This is a genomic window from Nesterenkonia xinjiangensis (assembly GCF_013410745.1).
Lineage (GTDB): Bacteria > Actinomycetota > Actinomycetes > Actinomycetales > Micrococcaceae > Nesterenkonia > Nesterenkonia xinjiangensis.
On record NZ_JACCFY010000001.1, the window covers coordinates 1,414,531 to 1,429,223 of the forward strand.

The window sequence follows — 14,693 nt, forward strand, 5'->3', positions numbered from 1 at the left end:
GGAGCGGCGTCAGCAGGACCATCGGTGCTGGCCCCGCACGCTCTCAGCCGCGCCGCAGCTCCAGGGTCAGCGGCTCCTCCCCCAGCTCCACGGTGCGGCTCGGCGCCCCGTCGGCGTGCCGCCAGCCGGTTCCGGCCGTGAACTCCAGCCACCGTGACGTCCAGGCCGCCTGGGACCCGGGGCGACGGCGCAGCGTCGCGCGGGCGTGCCCCGGGTCCCAGGCGAGTTCCTCGAGGATGAGCCCTTCCGGTCCGCACAGACCGCTGACGGCGCCGGTGGACCACCTCTGGGGCAGCGCCGGCAGCAGCACGGCCTGGCCGGGCCGGCTGGTCAGCAGCATCGCGGCGACGACGGCCGGGAAACCCCCCGAGGCATCAGCGTTGAGGATGGATGACGGGTCGTGGGTGGACATCATGCTGGGGTGCCAGTGCTGCTGGGCGAGCGTGTGCACGATCCTCAGCGCCAACTCGGCCTCGCCGAGGCGGGCCGCCACCACACCGAGCTCGCACAGGCCGAAGGCCATCTGCATGCTCTCCGGCGGGTCCGACTCGCGGTAGGTGAGCCGCTGCCGCACCGTGGTCAGGGCGGCCGCCCGCATCTGCGGGGTGTCGAAGGCCTCGTCCCCCTCGGCTCCGAAGGCGTACAGGTGGGAGGCGTGCCGATGGTGCGGCTCATCAGGGAAGCCGGGATGCGCCCACTCGGCCAGCGCGCCGGCGGGGGTCAGCATCGGCGCCGGGAGGCTCTCCCGCAGCCGAGCCCAACGCCGGGCATGCGTCTCATCGCCGACCAGCCGCCCGATCCGGGTCGCCACGACGGCGGCGTCGCGGATCGCAGCGATGTCGGAGGTGGCGTCCACGGCCAGCGGGTTCGGCGCCCGGTGCGGGGTGTTCTCCGGCGAGTAGCTGGGCACCAGATGGACGGTGCCGTCGTGGTGGTGCACGGCGGTCTCGCAGCAGCGCATCACCTCCTGGGCGAAGGACCACAGCCACGGCAGCAGGGTGGTGTCTCCGGTCGCCGAGAACAGGTCCCAGCCCTGCCGCAGCACCCAGGGCCCGCAGCCGATCCAGAAGAGGTGAGGAAATTCCACGGAGAAGTGGGTGGAATGCCCGTGGGTGCTCAGCCGAGCGGGCAGCAGCAGCCCCTCGGCGCCGAGGACCCGGCGCGCATTCTCTCGGAAATCCGGCAGGTGGCGGGAGATCAGTCGCAGCAGACTCCATCGCAGCTCCGGCATGCCGGTGGAGATCATCGAGGCGGTCGCCCCCAGCGTGACGTTGCCGTTGAGCGTATAGTCCCCGGACCAGGCGGGAGACCGCGTGCCCTGCCACAGGCCCGTCAGGTTCGGCGGCAGCACCCCGGTGGAGGAGATGATCGTATGCCGAGAGGCCGCGTAGACCAGCTCCACCAGGGCATCTTCGGCTGCGGGCTCGCCCTGGCGGGCGGCGGCGAGCAGCTCCTCGGTGGACCGATCGGTCCAAGAATGCTCCGCGGCCTCGTGCCGCACCCCGAGGCTGAACCGGCTGCGCGCTGCCAGCACCTCCCGCGGCGTCGACAGGCATGAGGCGTTCGCGCCCAGGAGGGGGTCATGGGCCGGCGCCCCCTCCACCGTCACATGGAGCCGCAGCACGGTCTCGACTCCGGGCCGCAGGGGCAGCCGCGCGACGACGGCGCCGTCGCCGTGCCGCTCGGCCTCCGGCAAGGGGCCCACTGTCGTCTCCGCCGTCTCATGAGCTGTCCGCTCGGCGCCGACGCGCAATCGTGCCTGCCCCTCGTCAAGGAAAACGTGGGACCGCATCTGAGCGGCGGGGCCCTCTGTGGACGAATCCCCGCCCCCCTCCGAGAGTCGCAGTCCGAGCTCGCCCGAAGCCTGGGAGCTGAGCGTGAGGAGGACGCTCTGCTGACCGTGGTGCGGCTGCATCCGCAGCGTCTGCCGGCCTCGACGGGCGTCCTCCCAGCTGATCTCGGCGACGCCGGTGCTCAGATCCACGTGCCGTCGTCGGCTGCCCGGCACGGGTGCGGCCTCCGGATCGGTGATCGTCAGCCGTGCCGCCGGAACGAAGGGATCCGTCCAGATCAGGGACCCGTCCGGGCTGTGCTCGGCGGCCGCGGCGGCCAGCAGATCACCGGCTCTCGCGGCGTCACCCTCCATCATCGCCTGCCGCATGCCCGGAAGTCGGGACCGCAGATCCGGCGCCGGACCGCGCGGATTGACCGGGAGGAAGAACTCCTCATGGGTGAGGTCCACCCGGTGCTCCCCGGGAGCCCCGTGCAGGAGGGCGCCCACCCGGCCGGTGCCCACCGGGATGCCATGCTCCCAGTCCTCTCCGGCGGAGATGCTGGTGAACGTGGCAGGGGGCGGAGATGGCGCGACCATCCGATTCCTCTCAGCTGAGGGTGATACCCCTGGCAGGACGGGCCGTCACGCCAGGATCACTTCAGGCCTGTGGTGGCGATGCCCTTGACCAGGTATTTCTGACCCATGATGAAGAATGCCACGATCGGAAGCAAGGACACCACTGACATCGCGAACATCGGACCCCACGCGGACTGACCTTCGGCATCCATGAACTGCCGCAGAGCCAGCGGCACGGTGTAGAGGTTGGGATCGGTGATGTAGATGAGCGGGGAGAAGAACTCGTTCCAGGTGCTGATGAAGGTGAAGATCGCCGTCGTGGCGAAGGCGGGCACGCACAGCGGGGCGATGATCTGGAAGAAGATCCGGAAGGGACCGCAGCCGTCGATCCGGGCGGCGTCGTCGAGCTCCTTGGGCAGGGCCCTCATGAACTGGACCATCAGGAAGATGAAGAAGGCGTTCGAGGCCAGGAAGTTCGGCACCACCAGCGGCAGGTAGGTGTTCAGCCAGCCGAGCTCGGAGAAGATGATGTACTGCGGGATCAGCAGCACATGGCCGGGCAGCATCAGGGTGATCAGCGCGAGTCCGAAGAAGAACCGCCGTCCCGGGAACTCGAGACGGGCGAAGGCGTAGGCGGCCAGAGCCGAGCTGACCACGGTGCCCACGATGCTGAGGCTGACCACGATCGCCGAGTTGACGATGTAGTGCCCGAAGGGGTGCTGCAGCGAGTTCCAGCCGTCCGCGTAGTTCTCGAACCGCCACTCCGAGGGCCACAGCCCCTGCTCGGTGAAGATGTTGGCATCCGGCTTCACCGAGCTGGAGAGCATCCACAGCAACGGGTACATCATCAGCAGCGCGACGCCGCACAGGATCACATGCCTCAGGAACCTCCGCTGGGCGGTGTCCTGGGCGTCCACCGGGCCCGGATCGAGGTCCCCGGAGTCGCGTCGAGACCGCTGTCTCCGGGTCAGTGCACGGGCCGCCGTCGGGGTGGCCGTGGTGGTGGGGATGGCCATCTCAAGCCTGCTTTCTGTCAGTTCTCGTAATAGACCCAGTACTTCTGCGCGATGAAGTTCACCGCGGTGAACGCGGCGATGATCACCAGCAGCAGCCAGGCCATGGCTGAGGCGTAACCCATGTTGAAGCGGCTGAAGCCCTCGATGTAGAGGTTCAGGTTGTAGAAGAGCGTGGAGCCGGCCGGCCCTCCGGAGCCGTTGGAGAGGACGTAGCCCTGGGTGAAGGTCTGCAGCGTCCCGATGGTGGCCAGCACCAGGTTGAAGAAGATGATCGGGCTGATCAGCGGCAACGTGATGGACCGGAACTGCCGCCACCGGGTGGCACCGTCGACGGCGGCGGCCTCGTAGTACATGGTGGGGACCTGTCGCAGCGAGGCGAGAAAGATCACCATGGGGGCGCCGAAGGTCCAGACATTGAGGATGATCAGCACGCTCAGCGCCGTGCTGGGGTCAGAGACCCACGCCGGACCGTCGATTCCGAACCAGCCCAGGAAGGTGTTCACGATCCCCCGGGTGCCGAAGATCTGCCGCCACAGCATGACGATGGCGACGCTGCCGCCCAACAGCGAGGGCAAGTAGTACACGGCTCGGTAGAGCGGAAGTCCCCGCAGGCCTCGGTTCAGCGCGAGCGCCACCCCGAGAGCCGCGATCAGCGACAGCGGCACCGAGACCAGCGTGTAGGTGAAGGTCACGATCAGCGACTGGCCCACCCGCGGATCCCGGAAGAGCTCGATGAAGTTCTCGAGGCCCACCCAGCTGGGCGGGGTGAGCAGGTCATAGTCCGTGAACCCCAGGTACAGGGACGCACCGAAGGGCACGATCGTGAACAGCATCCCGAGGAACCAGGGCAGCAGGAAGATGTATCCGGCCCACTGGATCGGGCGGCGCCGTCGTCGGGTCCTTCGCTGCGGCGACGGCGCCGGCCGCGCCTCGTCGGACGCCCGCTGAGGGGCCTCGGTCGCCATCACCGCCATGTCAGACTCCTCCCCCTCGATGCCCGGATCATGCCAGCCCCATGGCGCTGTCGGCCGTCTCGCGAAGTCGGGCGGCGGCCTCCTGCGGCGTCAGCCGACCGAACTGGACCTCTTCGTCGACCTCGGTCAGCATGTCCTGCACTGCCGAACCTCCCGCCGGGTCCGGCCGGGACTCGGGCAGATCCTCCTCGGACAGGTCCATGAGGTACTGCATGGACTCCTGGTCGGCCTCGCTGAGGGAGTCGGCGATCTCCTCGGCGACGGCTTCGCTGCAGGGCAGGCCCCGGGTGACCCCGACGGCGGCGTTGCCCTCGGCGTCGTTGACGATGAAGTTGAGAAGGTCCAGCGCGCCTTCGACGTTCGGGGCCTCGGCACCGATGGACCAGTACATGGCTGTGTCGATCGACATCCCACGACGCACAGACTGCACCTCGCCCGGGAAGCGGCAGAGCTGCAGCGGACCATCGACGACCTCGCCGTGGACCTCGAGGTTGTTGGTGGGGATGACCTGCCCGGCCACCCGGCCCGCCGCGATGGCGGACTCGGCGGCCGAGCTGCCGGTCACGTCGAGGAATCCTGCCGGCGGAAGTCCCCCACTCTCGCGCTGCTCCACGGACATCTCGAACCACGCGGCCAACGTCTCCTCGCTGGCGCCGAAGAGGCCGTCCTCGGTATAGAGGTCCTCCCCGGCCTGCCGCACCCAGACCACCAGGTTCTGGATGGTGGCGAAGGAGAGGTCGACTCCGTAGACCTCGTCGCCCCCGGACCGTGCGGCTTCGGTGATCTCCCGGCTGAAGTCCCAGAGATCGTCCCAGGACCAGGTCAGGTGATCGGGGACTTCGGCCCCGTAGCTGCCCGCCAGGTCCGTGTTGATGATGAACCCGACCGTGTTGAGGCCGGCAGGGATGCCGTAGAGGTCATCGCCGACGCGTCCCAGGGGGTACGTGTCTGGCACATCGCTCAGGTCCAGGACGTCGAGGTGGTCATTGAGGTTGAGCAGCGTCCCGCGGTCCGCGTACTCCCGGAGGCCGTCACGACGCTGGTTCATGATGTCGGGGATGTCTCCGGCGGCGAACCGTGTCGCCATGCGGTCCTGGTAGGGCCCGGAGTCCGCGTAGTCGGTGACGATGGTGACGTCGGAGTGACGGCCCCGGTAGACGTCGAGCATGGCTTCGGTCTGCTCGGACCGTGCCGCATCGCCCCACCAGATCATGTTGATCGAGTCGGCAGCTCCGCCCGCGGAGGCGCTGCCGCCCCCGAACCGATCGCAGCCGGCGAGGGTCAGCGCGGCCGCACCTCCCATTCCGAGGTTGAGAAGTGTGCGTCGGGAGAGCCCCGAGCGCGCCGTGTGTCGCCGATCCTGTTCCATGCAGACCTCCTTGTCGCTGGGGACGGATCCCCGCCACACCGGCTAGAAACCGGTTTCTCACTGTGAGTGAGCGTCACGATACTCTGTGATTCAGAACACTTTCAACAGGTCGCAGGGGCCTGGATCATGCCCGTTGTATGTCCCTCCATGCCCAGCGCGCATGAACCCGGCACGGCCTGGGGACCGAGAGACCCACCCCACCCACTCCCGCGACAACGCGTCCTCGACTACGCTGAACACGTCACATCGCGCAGTCCCATGAAGGAGCACACCATGTCAGGTCCGATCATCGTCGGCGTCGACGGCAGCCCCACGGCCCGCAAGGCCGCGGAGAAGGCCCGCGCCCTCGCCATCAAGCTGAACGCCCCGCTGCATGTGGTCTCGGCCTACGCCGACGACCGCACCGAGGTCGTCAGCAGCGGATCGGACCAGTGGGTCGTCTCCGACGCTGACAACGCCCGCTACATCGCCGAGAAGGTCGCCGAGACCCTCAAGGCGCCCGAGGCGGAGATCCTGCCCCGCTCGGTGCACGGCAAGCCTGCCGATGCGCTGATCGGCTATGCGGAGAAGGTCGACGCCGACATCATCGTCGTCGGCAACCAGCGCATGCGCGGCGTGAGCCGAGTGCTGGGCAGCGTGGCCAACTCGGTCTCGCACAACGCCACCTGCGACGTCTACATCGCCAACACCTACGCCGACTGACGCCCCGCGTCACCACCAGCGCGACGACGGCCCCGGCAGTGATCTGCCGGGGCCGTCGCGCTGCGCCGTGCTTCCACCCCTAATCCGGCAGGCGCAGCCCATTACGCAGTGCGTGCAGGGAATCGCGTGATGCCTGATCGGTCCTGGACCCTGGAGGAGCCCCGATCTACGGTCGAGAAACCGGTTTCTCAGTGATTCCGGTCACATCAAGGTACTGATTCTCGCCGGAAAGGCCCCAGATGCCCCTGCCCGCCCCTGAACCTCAGATCAGACCATCGGCACGACGCCGAGCTCGGCGGTCCGCCGCCGCGGCGCTGCTGACGACCACCATGCTCGCGAGCGCCGGCCTGGCCCCTGTTCAGGCCGCGCCGTCGCCGGCGGCCCCGGCGCCGTCACACTCCCCCTCCGCCGCACTCTCCGCGGAAGACCAGCTGGCCCGGGAGACGCTCTCCCCCGGTGACGGCTGGGCCTCGGCCGAAGGCGGCACCACCGGCGGTGCGGAAGCCGCGGAGATCATCGAGGTCTCCAGCCGAGCCGAGCTCGTGGACGCCGTCGCCGGCGACGAGCCCAAGATCGTGCGGGTCACCGAAGACATCCACGCCGATGAGGCCGACGACGGCTCCCTCATGACCTGCGAGGACTACCAGCGCGACGGCTACACCTGGGAGGGCTATCTGGAGGCCTTCGACCCCGAGCATTGGGAGGACGCCGCCGAGGGCCCGCTCGAAGAGGCGCGCCGCGCCTCCCACCAGGCGCAGGGAGAGCAGATCCGCCTGCTGCTGGGAGCCAACACCACGCTGATCGGCGCCGAGGACACCAGGCTCACCGGGTTCCAGGTGGAGCTCTCGGAGGTGGACAACGTCATCGTGCGGAACCTGCGCATCTCCGACCCCTACGACTGCTTCCCGCAGTGGAAGGGCGATGAATGGGACGTCGAATGGGACAACGTGACGCTCTCGGGCGCCACCCACGTCTGGCTCGACCACCTGACGCTCGACGGCGGCGAGACCGCCCACGCTGAGCAGCCGGAGGTCTTCGGCCAGCAGGTCCATCGGCATGACGGGATGCTGGACATCGTCCGCGAGTCTGATCTGGTGACCGTGTCCTGGGGCCGGTTCGCCGGACACGACAAGGCGATGCTCTTCGGCAACGGCGATGACAGGATCACCGACCGTGGCACCCTGCGTGTCACCATGCACCACAACGAGTTCGTCGACCTCGTCCAACGCGCCCCGAGGGTCCGCTTCGGCCAGGTCCACGTCTACAACAACCTCTACCGTGCCACCGACTCGTCCCCGTACCTGTACTCCTGGGGCGTGGGCGTGGAGTCCAGCATCACGGCCCGGAACAACGCCTTCGAGCTCGCCGACGACGTCGCGGCGGCGGACATCATCCACGCCTGGGGCGGCGAGGGGATCGTGGAGGAGGGCACCCGAATCAACGGCGAGCCCGTCGACGTGCTGGGCGCCTACAACGAGGCACACCCGGAGTCGCCGCTGAGCGATGAGATCGCGGGCGAGGCAGGCCCGCACGGCGTGGTCCAGACCGCGGAGCGCGCCGCTGCGGCCGTCGAGGAGCACGCCGGGGCGAACCTCACCCCGGAGTGGACCGACCCCACCGATCCGGTCGCCGCCGGCGAGCAGGTCCTGGAGCGCATCAAGGCTCCGGACACCACCACGGAGGCCGGTCCCGTCTGGTCGCCCACACCCACCGGATTCGCCGCTTCCCCCACCGACGACTTCCCTCAGGGGACCACAGGCGGAACCGGCGGCCCTGCCGTGACCGTGAAGGACTCCGATGAGCTCGCGCACTGGGCCGGACTCGAGGAGCCGGTGACGATCTTCATCCACGGCGCCATCGAGGTCGAGGAGCTCGGAGAGATGATCCGGGTGGCCGGCGACAAGACGATCGTGGGGCTGAACTCCCGCGCTGCGCTCGTCGGCGGCGGGTTCTCCCTGGACGAGGTGCAGAACGTGATCATCCGCAACCTGCGCATCCGCGACTCCTACGTCCCCGGAGATTGGGACGGCAAGGACAACGACAACGACGGCGTCCGCGTGGACACCTCCTCCCATGTGTGGCTGGACCACGTCGACTTCACCCGGATCGGTGACGGCGAGGCGGACCTGCGCAAGGACTCCACCGCCATGACGCTGTCCTGGAACATCTTCCGGGACCACAACAAGGCCATCGGAGTGGGCTGGACGGACAATGTGGAGACCACCCTGACCATGCACCACAACTGGTTCTCCAACTCCTATCAACGCAACGCGAGCATCGACAACGTCGCCGCCGGCCACCTGTACAACAACCTCGTGGAGGGCTTCGGCCAGTACGGGACCATGTCCCGGGGGGCCGCGCAGCTGGTGATCGAGAACAGCGTCTACGCCCATGGCGAGGACCCTGTGGTCGCCAAGGACCCGGAGTCCCAGGTCGACCTCCGCGGCAACAGCTTCACCGACGCCCGCGGGCGCCGGGACGACACCGGCCCGACCTTCGAGCCCACCGATCACTACGACTACACCGCGGATCCCGTGGATGACGTGCGGCGCATCGTCACCGCAGACGCGGGCCCGCTCGGCGCGCCGGAGAAGGTCAGCCGGACGGTGACCGTGGCCTTGGACGGCAGCGGCGACTACGGATCGATCGGTGCCGCCGTCGGCGCCGCCTGGCGCGCAAACCGGCCTGTGGACATCGACATCAAGCCGGGCGTCTACGAGGAGGTCGTACGGATCTGGCCCGGCATGGAGGGCATCACCCTGCGCGGCGCCACCGGTGATCCGGAGGACGTCGTGATCTCCTACGACCTGGCCGCCGGACAGGAGAAGTTCTACGGCGGCACGTTCGGCCTCACCGGCTCCCCCACGGTGGCGGTGCTCGCGGAGGACGTCACCCTGCAGAGCCTGACGATCGAGAACGCCTATGACGAGGAGGAGCACGGCCCCAGCCAGGCGGTGACGCTGCGCACCGCCGCTGATCGGGTGATCCTCGACGATGTGCGGCTGCTGGGGAACCAGGACACGTTCCTGGCCGACACGCCGTCGCGCGATGAGAGCGCCCGGGTCTACATGCGGGATTCGTACCTGGAGGGCGATGTGGACTTCCTCTTCGGCGGGGCCACCGCCGTCGTCGAGAATTCCCAGATCCACTCGCTGGACCGGGGTGACGAACTGAACAACGGCTACGTCGGCGCACCGGCCACCCACCCGGGATCGCCGGGCTTCCTGATCCTGCACAGCACCTTCACCTCGGACGCGGCCGAGGGCACCGTGCACCTGGGACGGCCCTGGCACCCCAGCAGCAACCCGGACGTGGAGCCGTCGATGATCGTGCGCGATTCCGAGCTGGGGGCCCATATCGCCACGCCGGCCTGGGCGGACATGGGCGGCCACTCGTGGGAGGAGAGCCTGCTGGCCGAGTACGGCAACGCCGGTCCGGGTGCCGTGCCCGAGGGTGAGACCTGGGACGGTCGACCGCAGCTGACCGAGGTGGAAGCCTCCGAGCACACGCGCGAGACGTATCTCAGCGGCGAAGACCGCTGGCGCCCCTGGCGCTGACGGCGTCACCCTATGGTGTGACGTCTCGGGTCATGCGGTCTTCCACTGTGTATCCCCTTCTTGTGCGTCTGTCCTCGTGACGTTCCACGGGGACAGACGAACAAGACGGGGACAGATCAGGAGACCGGCTCACTCACCAGCTCGGTGCGCCAGCTCCGCCTAGGCTCCCAGCCGAGCACCCGGCGGGCCTTCTCGATGGAGAACGCCGGAGCATCCCCCGTGAGATCCCCGGCCAGATGCGCCAGGGCGGGGAAGTGCTCCGGGATCAGCTCGGCGAGCGGCCGCCGGGCCAGCGCATCCCTGGCTCCGACGAAGAACACCGAGCCGTTCTCCACCTGGTCGATCTTCGCCAACAGCGTCAGCAGGAAGTCGGTGACGTCTCGGGCATCCACATAGTTGAACATCGCCACCGCGGAGAGCGCCGGGTCGTCGAGCCGTTCGGCCAGCGTGTGGCCCTGCTGGGTGGGAGCGCCCTCCCACTCCTCGGGCGCGATCACGTAGCAGGGCCGGAAGGAGACGAACGTGACCTCATCCGTCTGCTGGGCGAACATCGCGGCCACCTGCTCGGCCACATGCTTGCTCAGACCGTAGGCATGCCACGGCTGCGGCGGCACGTCCTCATCCAGAGGCAGACGCGGCGGCACCCAGCCGGCGGGAGATCCGTATCCCATGATCGAAGGACTGGAGGCGATCACGACCTTCGTGGCCCCGGAGGCCACGGCCGCAGCGGTCACATTGTGCGCGATCCCCGCGTTGGTCTTGAGGATCACGTCCTCGGGAGCGCTGAAGGGCACGGCGATGGCGGCCAGCGAGACCACCGCAGTCGGTGCCAGCTCCTCGAAGAGCTCCCGCGTGGCCTCAGCATCGAGCAGGTCGATGCTGCGATACGCCACCCCGTCAGTGGGCTCCTCGGGCAGCGCGCGGTCCACGCTGATGATCTCGTGCTCGGTGGCGGCGAAGCCTGCCACCACGCTGCGGCCCAGGCGGCCGGAGCCGCCGGTGACGATGATGCGTTCGGCCATCGGAGGCCTCCTGTGCTCTGCTCGAGTGTCAGTTCGCGACGGCGGCGGCGCCGGCCGCCTCGGAGAGGCCCAGGTCGACGTCGGCCGCCCGGACCGGGCCGCCGCTCTCCAGGGACGTGTTGCCGCACACGCCCACGATGATCGCCTGGATGCCGTCGACCAGCCCTGCCGGGCGCTTGTACGGATCCTCGCCGGGACCGTTGAAGATGTCGGCCAGCAGCAGCCCGTCGCCGCCGCCGTGGGACCCTTCGCCCTGGACGATCTCGATCTCCTGAGCCTCGCCCCAGTGCCGCTGCAGCACCAGGCGCTCCCCCTTGGAACGGAGCGCTCCGGACTGGCCGTCGTCCGAGACCGAGGGGTCCACCGGGGCCCCGCCCTCAGCCGGGAGCACGGCGGCCCGCTCGACCACCTCGAGCTCCAGCCGACCCTCGGTGCCGTTGACGGCCACCTGGTAGCCCTCCCAGGGCGCGTGGGCGTTGAGCGAGTAGTTCAGCACCGCGCCGCGGGCGTAGTCCACGATCAGCGCGAGGTTGTCCTCGATGGTGATGCCCTCGCCGAAGACGTCCTGGTCACGGATATAGCCGTCGTGGTGCTCGTTGTCGAGGTAGAGCTTCTGCAGCTTCTCGTCACTGCGCAGGTCCAGCGCGAAGGGGTCCTGCTCGGAGCCCTCACGGGTGCCGCGCTCAGCAGGAGCGATGCCCCGAGCCGCGGCGTTCTCCGCTCCGTAGAACTTCAGTCCCCCGGAGGCGTAGACGCGTGCCGGGACGTCGGCGAGCCACCAGTTGACCAGGTCGAAGTGGTGGGAGGCCTTGTGGATCAGCAGGCCACCGGAGTTCTTCTTGTTCCGGTGCCAGCGGCGGAAGTAGTCGGCGCCGTGGACGGTGTCGAGCACCCAGGTGAAGTCGATCGAGGTGACTTCCCCGATCTTCCCGTCGAGGATGGCGGCCTTCAGCGCGGTGTTGCGCGGAGAGTACCGGTAGTTGAAGGTCACGATGACCTCGCGCCCGGTGGCCTCCACGGTCCGGGCGATCCGCGCACTGGAGTCTGCGTCCACGGTCAGCGGCTTCTCCACGACGACGTCGGCGCCCGCCTCCAGGGACTCAACGATGTAGTCCGCGTGAGTGAAGTCAGGGCTGGTGATGATGACTCGATCGATGCCCTCGGCCTGGATGCGGGTGGTCAGCTCAGCAGGGTCGAAGGTCGCGATCTCCGCGCCGTGGACCTCCGCGATGCGCTGCTGGTGGTAGGCCGCGCGGCCAGGATTGGTGTCGGCCAGTCCGACGAGCTCGGCGACGTCGGCGTGGGGCCCGTGGATCGCGTCGATGTACATCTGGCAGCGGCTGCCCATGCCGATGATCGCGTAGCGGGTTCGTGTGTTCTCAGTGCTCACGGGGGAGCCAGCTCCTTCTGCGGTGTGCGCTGGGGATGTCCTCCCCAACAGTCTTGTCGTGTCGGCAGGGAATGAGAAGGCGTGCTCTCATGCTTTCCGTGGATCGCAGGTGTTCCGTCGGGGTATCTCACCCTGAGACGCCGACGACGGCCGCCCGCCGCGGGGAGCGGCGGACGACCGTCGTACGGACGGTGCGGCACGGACCTACTTGATGCCGGTGGTGGCCATGCCCTTGATGAGGAACCGCTGACCGAAGAGGAAGATCAGGAACAGCGGCAGGATCGAGATGATCGACATCGCGAACATGCCTCCCCAGTTCGACTCGCCGGTGGAGTCGATGAAGGCTCGCAACGCCAGTGGCACCGTGTACATGTCCGGCGAGGTCAGGAAGATCAGCTGGCTGAAGAAGTCGTTCCACGTCCACATGAAGGTGAAGATCGTGGTGGTCGCCAGGGCGGGGACCATCAGCGGCAGGATCACCTGGAAGAAGATCCGGATGTGACCGGCGCCGTCGATGCGGGCGGCCTCGTCCAGGTCCTTCGGGATGCCGCGGATGAACTGCACCATCAGGAAGATGAAGAACGAGTCCGTGGCGAGGATCTTGGGCACGATCAGCGGCAGGAACGTGTTCACCCAGCCGAGGTTCGAGAACAGGATGTATTGCGGAATGATCACCACGTGCACCGGCAGCATGATGGTCAGCAGCATCGCCGCGAACATCGGGACCTTGAACTTGAAGTCCAGGCGGGCGAACGCGTAGGCCGCCATCGAGCAGGCGATGAGGTTCGCCAGGATCGAGGCGAAGACGACGATCGCCGAGTTCCACAGGAAGTGGCTGAACGGATGGCTCAGCGCGTTCCAGCCCTGGACGTAGTTGTTGAACTCCAGGGTCGTGAGCAGGATCCCCGGCTCCCGGAAGATCGCCTCGTTGGGGCGCAGCGAGGAGACCAGCATCCACAGCAACGGATAGATCATCGCCAACGAGGCGAGGATCATCAGGATGTGCTTGACGGTGGCCTTGACCGCCCGCTGGGTCGGCGTCGTCGACTTCATCGGCGCCCGGTCCTCGGAGGTGAGGGAGCTCGCCCCGGCCAGGGCCGCTGTCGCGTCGGCCTTCTGGGCTTCGGCGCGGCTCTTTGCCGGCGCGCCGGACGGTGTGGTCGTCGTGGAATCAGTCATCGTAGTGCACCCAATACTTGGAGAGCCAGAAGTTGACGGCGGTGATCGAGGCGATGATCAGCACCAGGAGCCAGGCCATGGCTGAGGCGTAGCCCATGTCGAAGCGGCCGAAGCCCTGCTGGTAGAGGTACAGCGTGTAGAACAGCGTGGAGTCCGCCGGGCCGCCGGAGCCGCCCGAGACGATGAACGCCTGCGTGAAGTTCTGGAACGCGCCGATCAGCTGCAGCACGAGGTTGAAGAAGATGATCGGGGTCAGCAGCGGGATGGTGATCGCGAAGAACTGCTTGAACCGGCTGGCGCCGTCGATCGAGGCGGCCTCGTAGTACATGTCCGGGATCTGCCGGAGACCGGCCAGGAAGATCACCATCGGGGCACCGAAGGTCCACACGTGGAGGATGATCAGGGTGCCCAGCGCGGTGTCCGGGCTGGAGACCCAGCCCTGACCCTCGATCCCGACCATGGCCAGCAGCTGGTTGATCAGGCCCGAGTGACCGAAGATCTGGCGCCACAGCACCGCGATCGCCACGGAGGAGCCCAACATGGACGGCAGGTAGAAGACGGAGCGGTAGAACGACAGGCCTCGCATGCCACGGTCCAGCAGCATGGCGATCGCCAACGAGACCGCGAGCTGGATCGGCACTCCGACGAACACATAGGTGAAGGTCACCTGGAGGGAGTTGTGCAGTCGATCATCCCCGAGCATCCGGGTGATGTTCTCCATGCCGATCCACTCGGGCGACTGGAGCAGGTTGTAGTTCGTGAAGGCCAGGTACAGGGACGCGGCCATCGGGAACAGGGTGATGCCGATCAGACCGATGGTCCACGGCAGCAGGAACAGGTGACCTGCCTTGTTCTCCTTGTGCTTCCGCTTGCGCCCCCCTGCGGGGCCCTTCTTGAGCTGCTGGAGCTCGGCGACGACGCTCATGGCGCCGCCTTCCGACCCACGGCGGGACGGTGCTCCGCGCCGGGATCGATGCTCTGCATCTGGGACAGCATCGCTGCCTCCTCGAAACTTTGGGAAATCGCTTTCCGTGTACGTGCTGTCCACGGTAAGTGAGGCCACATTGTGAGGTCAAGCACACCGATCGCTGTGAACACAGGCTGAACGGCAGTCGCCGGGCTCACGGACGCCAC

At 67.9% G+C, this 14,693-nt stretch carries 10 protein-coding genes; 2 read left to right on the top strand and 8 right to left on the bottom strand.

Annotated features, from left to right (window positions below; all coding sequences use genetic code 11):
• Positions 1–43 precede the first annotated feature (43 nt).
• Genes HNR09_RS06475 through HNR09_RS06490 form a run of 4 tightly spaced genes read right to left on the bottom strand, consistent with a single transcriptional unit; the run spans position 44 to position 5,709 of the window.
• The gene (locus HNR09_RS06475) at positions 44–2,371 is read right to left on the bottom strand and encodes a glycosyl hydrolase family 95 catalytic domain-containing protein (protein WP_179541295.1); all 2,328 of its coding nucleotides are present in this window, start codon (positions 2,369–2,371) and stop codon (positions 44–46) included.
• A gap of 56 nt (positions 2,372–2,427) precedes the next feature.
• Positions 2,428–3,366, bottom strand: coding sequence for a carbohydrate ABC transporter permease (locus HNR09_RS06480; protein WP_179541296.1), 939 nt, complete (start codon positions 3,364–3,366; stop codon positions 2,428–2,430).
• A gap of 17 nt (positions 3,367–3,383) precedes the next feature.
• Positions 3,384–4,340, bottom strand: a complete 957-nt coding sequence (locus HNR09_RS06485) for a carbohydrate ABC transporter permease (RefSeq protein WP_179541297.1) — start codon at positions 4,338–4,340, stop codon at positions 3,384–3,386.
• 28 nt (positions 4,341–4,368) lie between these two features.
• Complete coding sequence (locus HNR09_RS06490; protein ID WP_179541298.1) at positions 4,369–5,709, bottom strand: ABC transporter substrate-binding protein; 1,341 nt, start codon at positions 5,707–5,709, stop codon at positions 4,369–4,371.
• A gap of 273 nt (positions 5,710–5,982) precedes the next feature.
• Here HNR09_RS06490 and HNR09_RS06495 point away from each other — a divergent pair, with 273 nt between their 5' ends.
• Positions 5,983–6,411: a universal stress protein gene (locus tag HNR09_RS06495; RefSeq protein WP_179541299.1), complete on the top strand. Its 429-nt coding sequence runs from the start codon at positions 5,983–5,985 to the stop codon at positions 6,409–6,411.
• Between the two features lie 239 nt (positions 6,412–6,650).
• Entirely contained in the window at positions 6,651–9,968 is a 3,318-nt protein-coding gene (locus HNR09_RS06500) for a pectinesterase family protein (RefSeq protein WP_179541300.1), read from the top strand.
• Between the two features lie 116 nt (positions 9,969–10,084).
• Here HNR09_RS06500 and HNR09_RS06505 read toward each other — a convergent pair whose 3' ends face one another.
• The 4 genes from HNR09_RS06505 to HNR09_RS06520 form a co-directional block, all read right to left on the bottom strand.
• Positions 10,085–10,990, bottom strand: a complete 906-nt coding sequence (locus tag HNR09_RS06505; RefSeq protein ID WP_179541301.1) for an NAD-dependent epimerase/dehydratase family protein — start codon at positions 10,988–10,990, stop codon at positions 10,085–10,087.
• 28 nt (positions 10,991–11,018) lie between these two features.
• Positions 11,019–12,380, bottom strand: coding sequence for a Gfo/Idh/MocA family oxidoreductase (locus tag HNR09_RS06510; protein WP_179541302.1), 1,362 nt, complete (start codon positions 12,378–12,380; stop codon positions 11,019–11,021).
• A 204-nt stretch (positions 12,381–12,584) separates the two neighbouring features.
• A complete protein-coding gene (locus HNR09_RS06515; protein WP_179543058.1) occupies positions 12,585–13,433 on the bottom strand; it encodes a carbohydrate ABC transporter permease in 849 nt (282 codons plus the stop codon).
• Between the two features lie 118 nt (positions 13,434–13,551).
• The gene (locus HNR09_RS06520) at positions 13,552–14,484 is read right to left on the bottom strand and encodes a carbohydrate ABC transporter permease (protein WP_179541303.1); all 933 of its coding nucleotides are present in this window, start codon (positions 14,482–14,484) and stop codon (positions 13,552–13,554) included.
• Positions 14,485–14,693: the final 209 nt, after the last annotated feature.

Coding starts and splice junctions, on each gene's coding strand:
- HNR09_RS06475 (WP_179541295.1), bottom strand. CDS start 2,371: ATGGTCGCGCCATCTCCGCCCCCTGCCACGTTCACCAGCATCTCCGCC.
- HNR09_RS06480 (WP_179541296.1), bottom strand. CDS start 3,366: ATGGCCATCCCCACCACCACGGCCACCCCGACGGCGGCCCGTGCACTG.
- HNR09_RS06485 (WP_179541297.1), bottom strand. CDS start 4,340: ATGGCGGTGATGGCGACCGAGGCCCCTCAGCGGGCGTCCGACGAGGCG.
- HNR09_RS06490 (WP_179541298.1), bottom strand. CDS start 5,709: ATGGAACAGGATCGGCGACACACGGCGCGCTCGGGGCTCTCCCGACGC.
- HNR09_RS06495 (WP_179541299.1), top strand. CDS start 5,983: ATGTCAGGTCCGATCATCGTCGGCGTCGACGGCAGCCCCACGGCCCGC.
- HNR09_RS06500 (WP_179541300.1), top strand. CDS start 6,651: ATGCCCCTGCCCGCCCCTGAACCTCAGATCAGACCATCGGCACGACGC.
- HNR09_RS06505 (WP_179541301.1), bottom strand. CDS start 10,990: ATGGCCGAACGCATCATCGTCACCGGCGGCTCCGGCCGCCTGGGCCGC.
- HNR09_RS06515 (WP_179543058.1), bottom strand. CDS start 13,433: ATGAAGTCGACGACGCCGACCCAGCGGGCGGTCAAGGCCACCGTCAAG.
- HNR09_RS06520 (WP_179541303.1), bottom strand. CDS start 14,484: ATGAGCGTCGTCGCCGAGCTCCAGCAGCTCAAGAAGGGCCCCGCAGGG.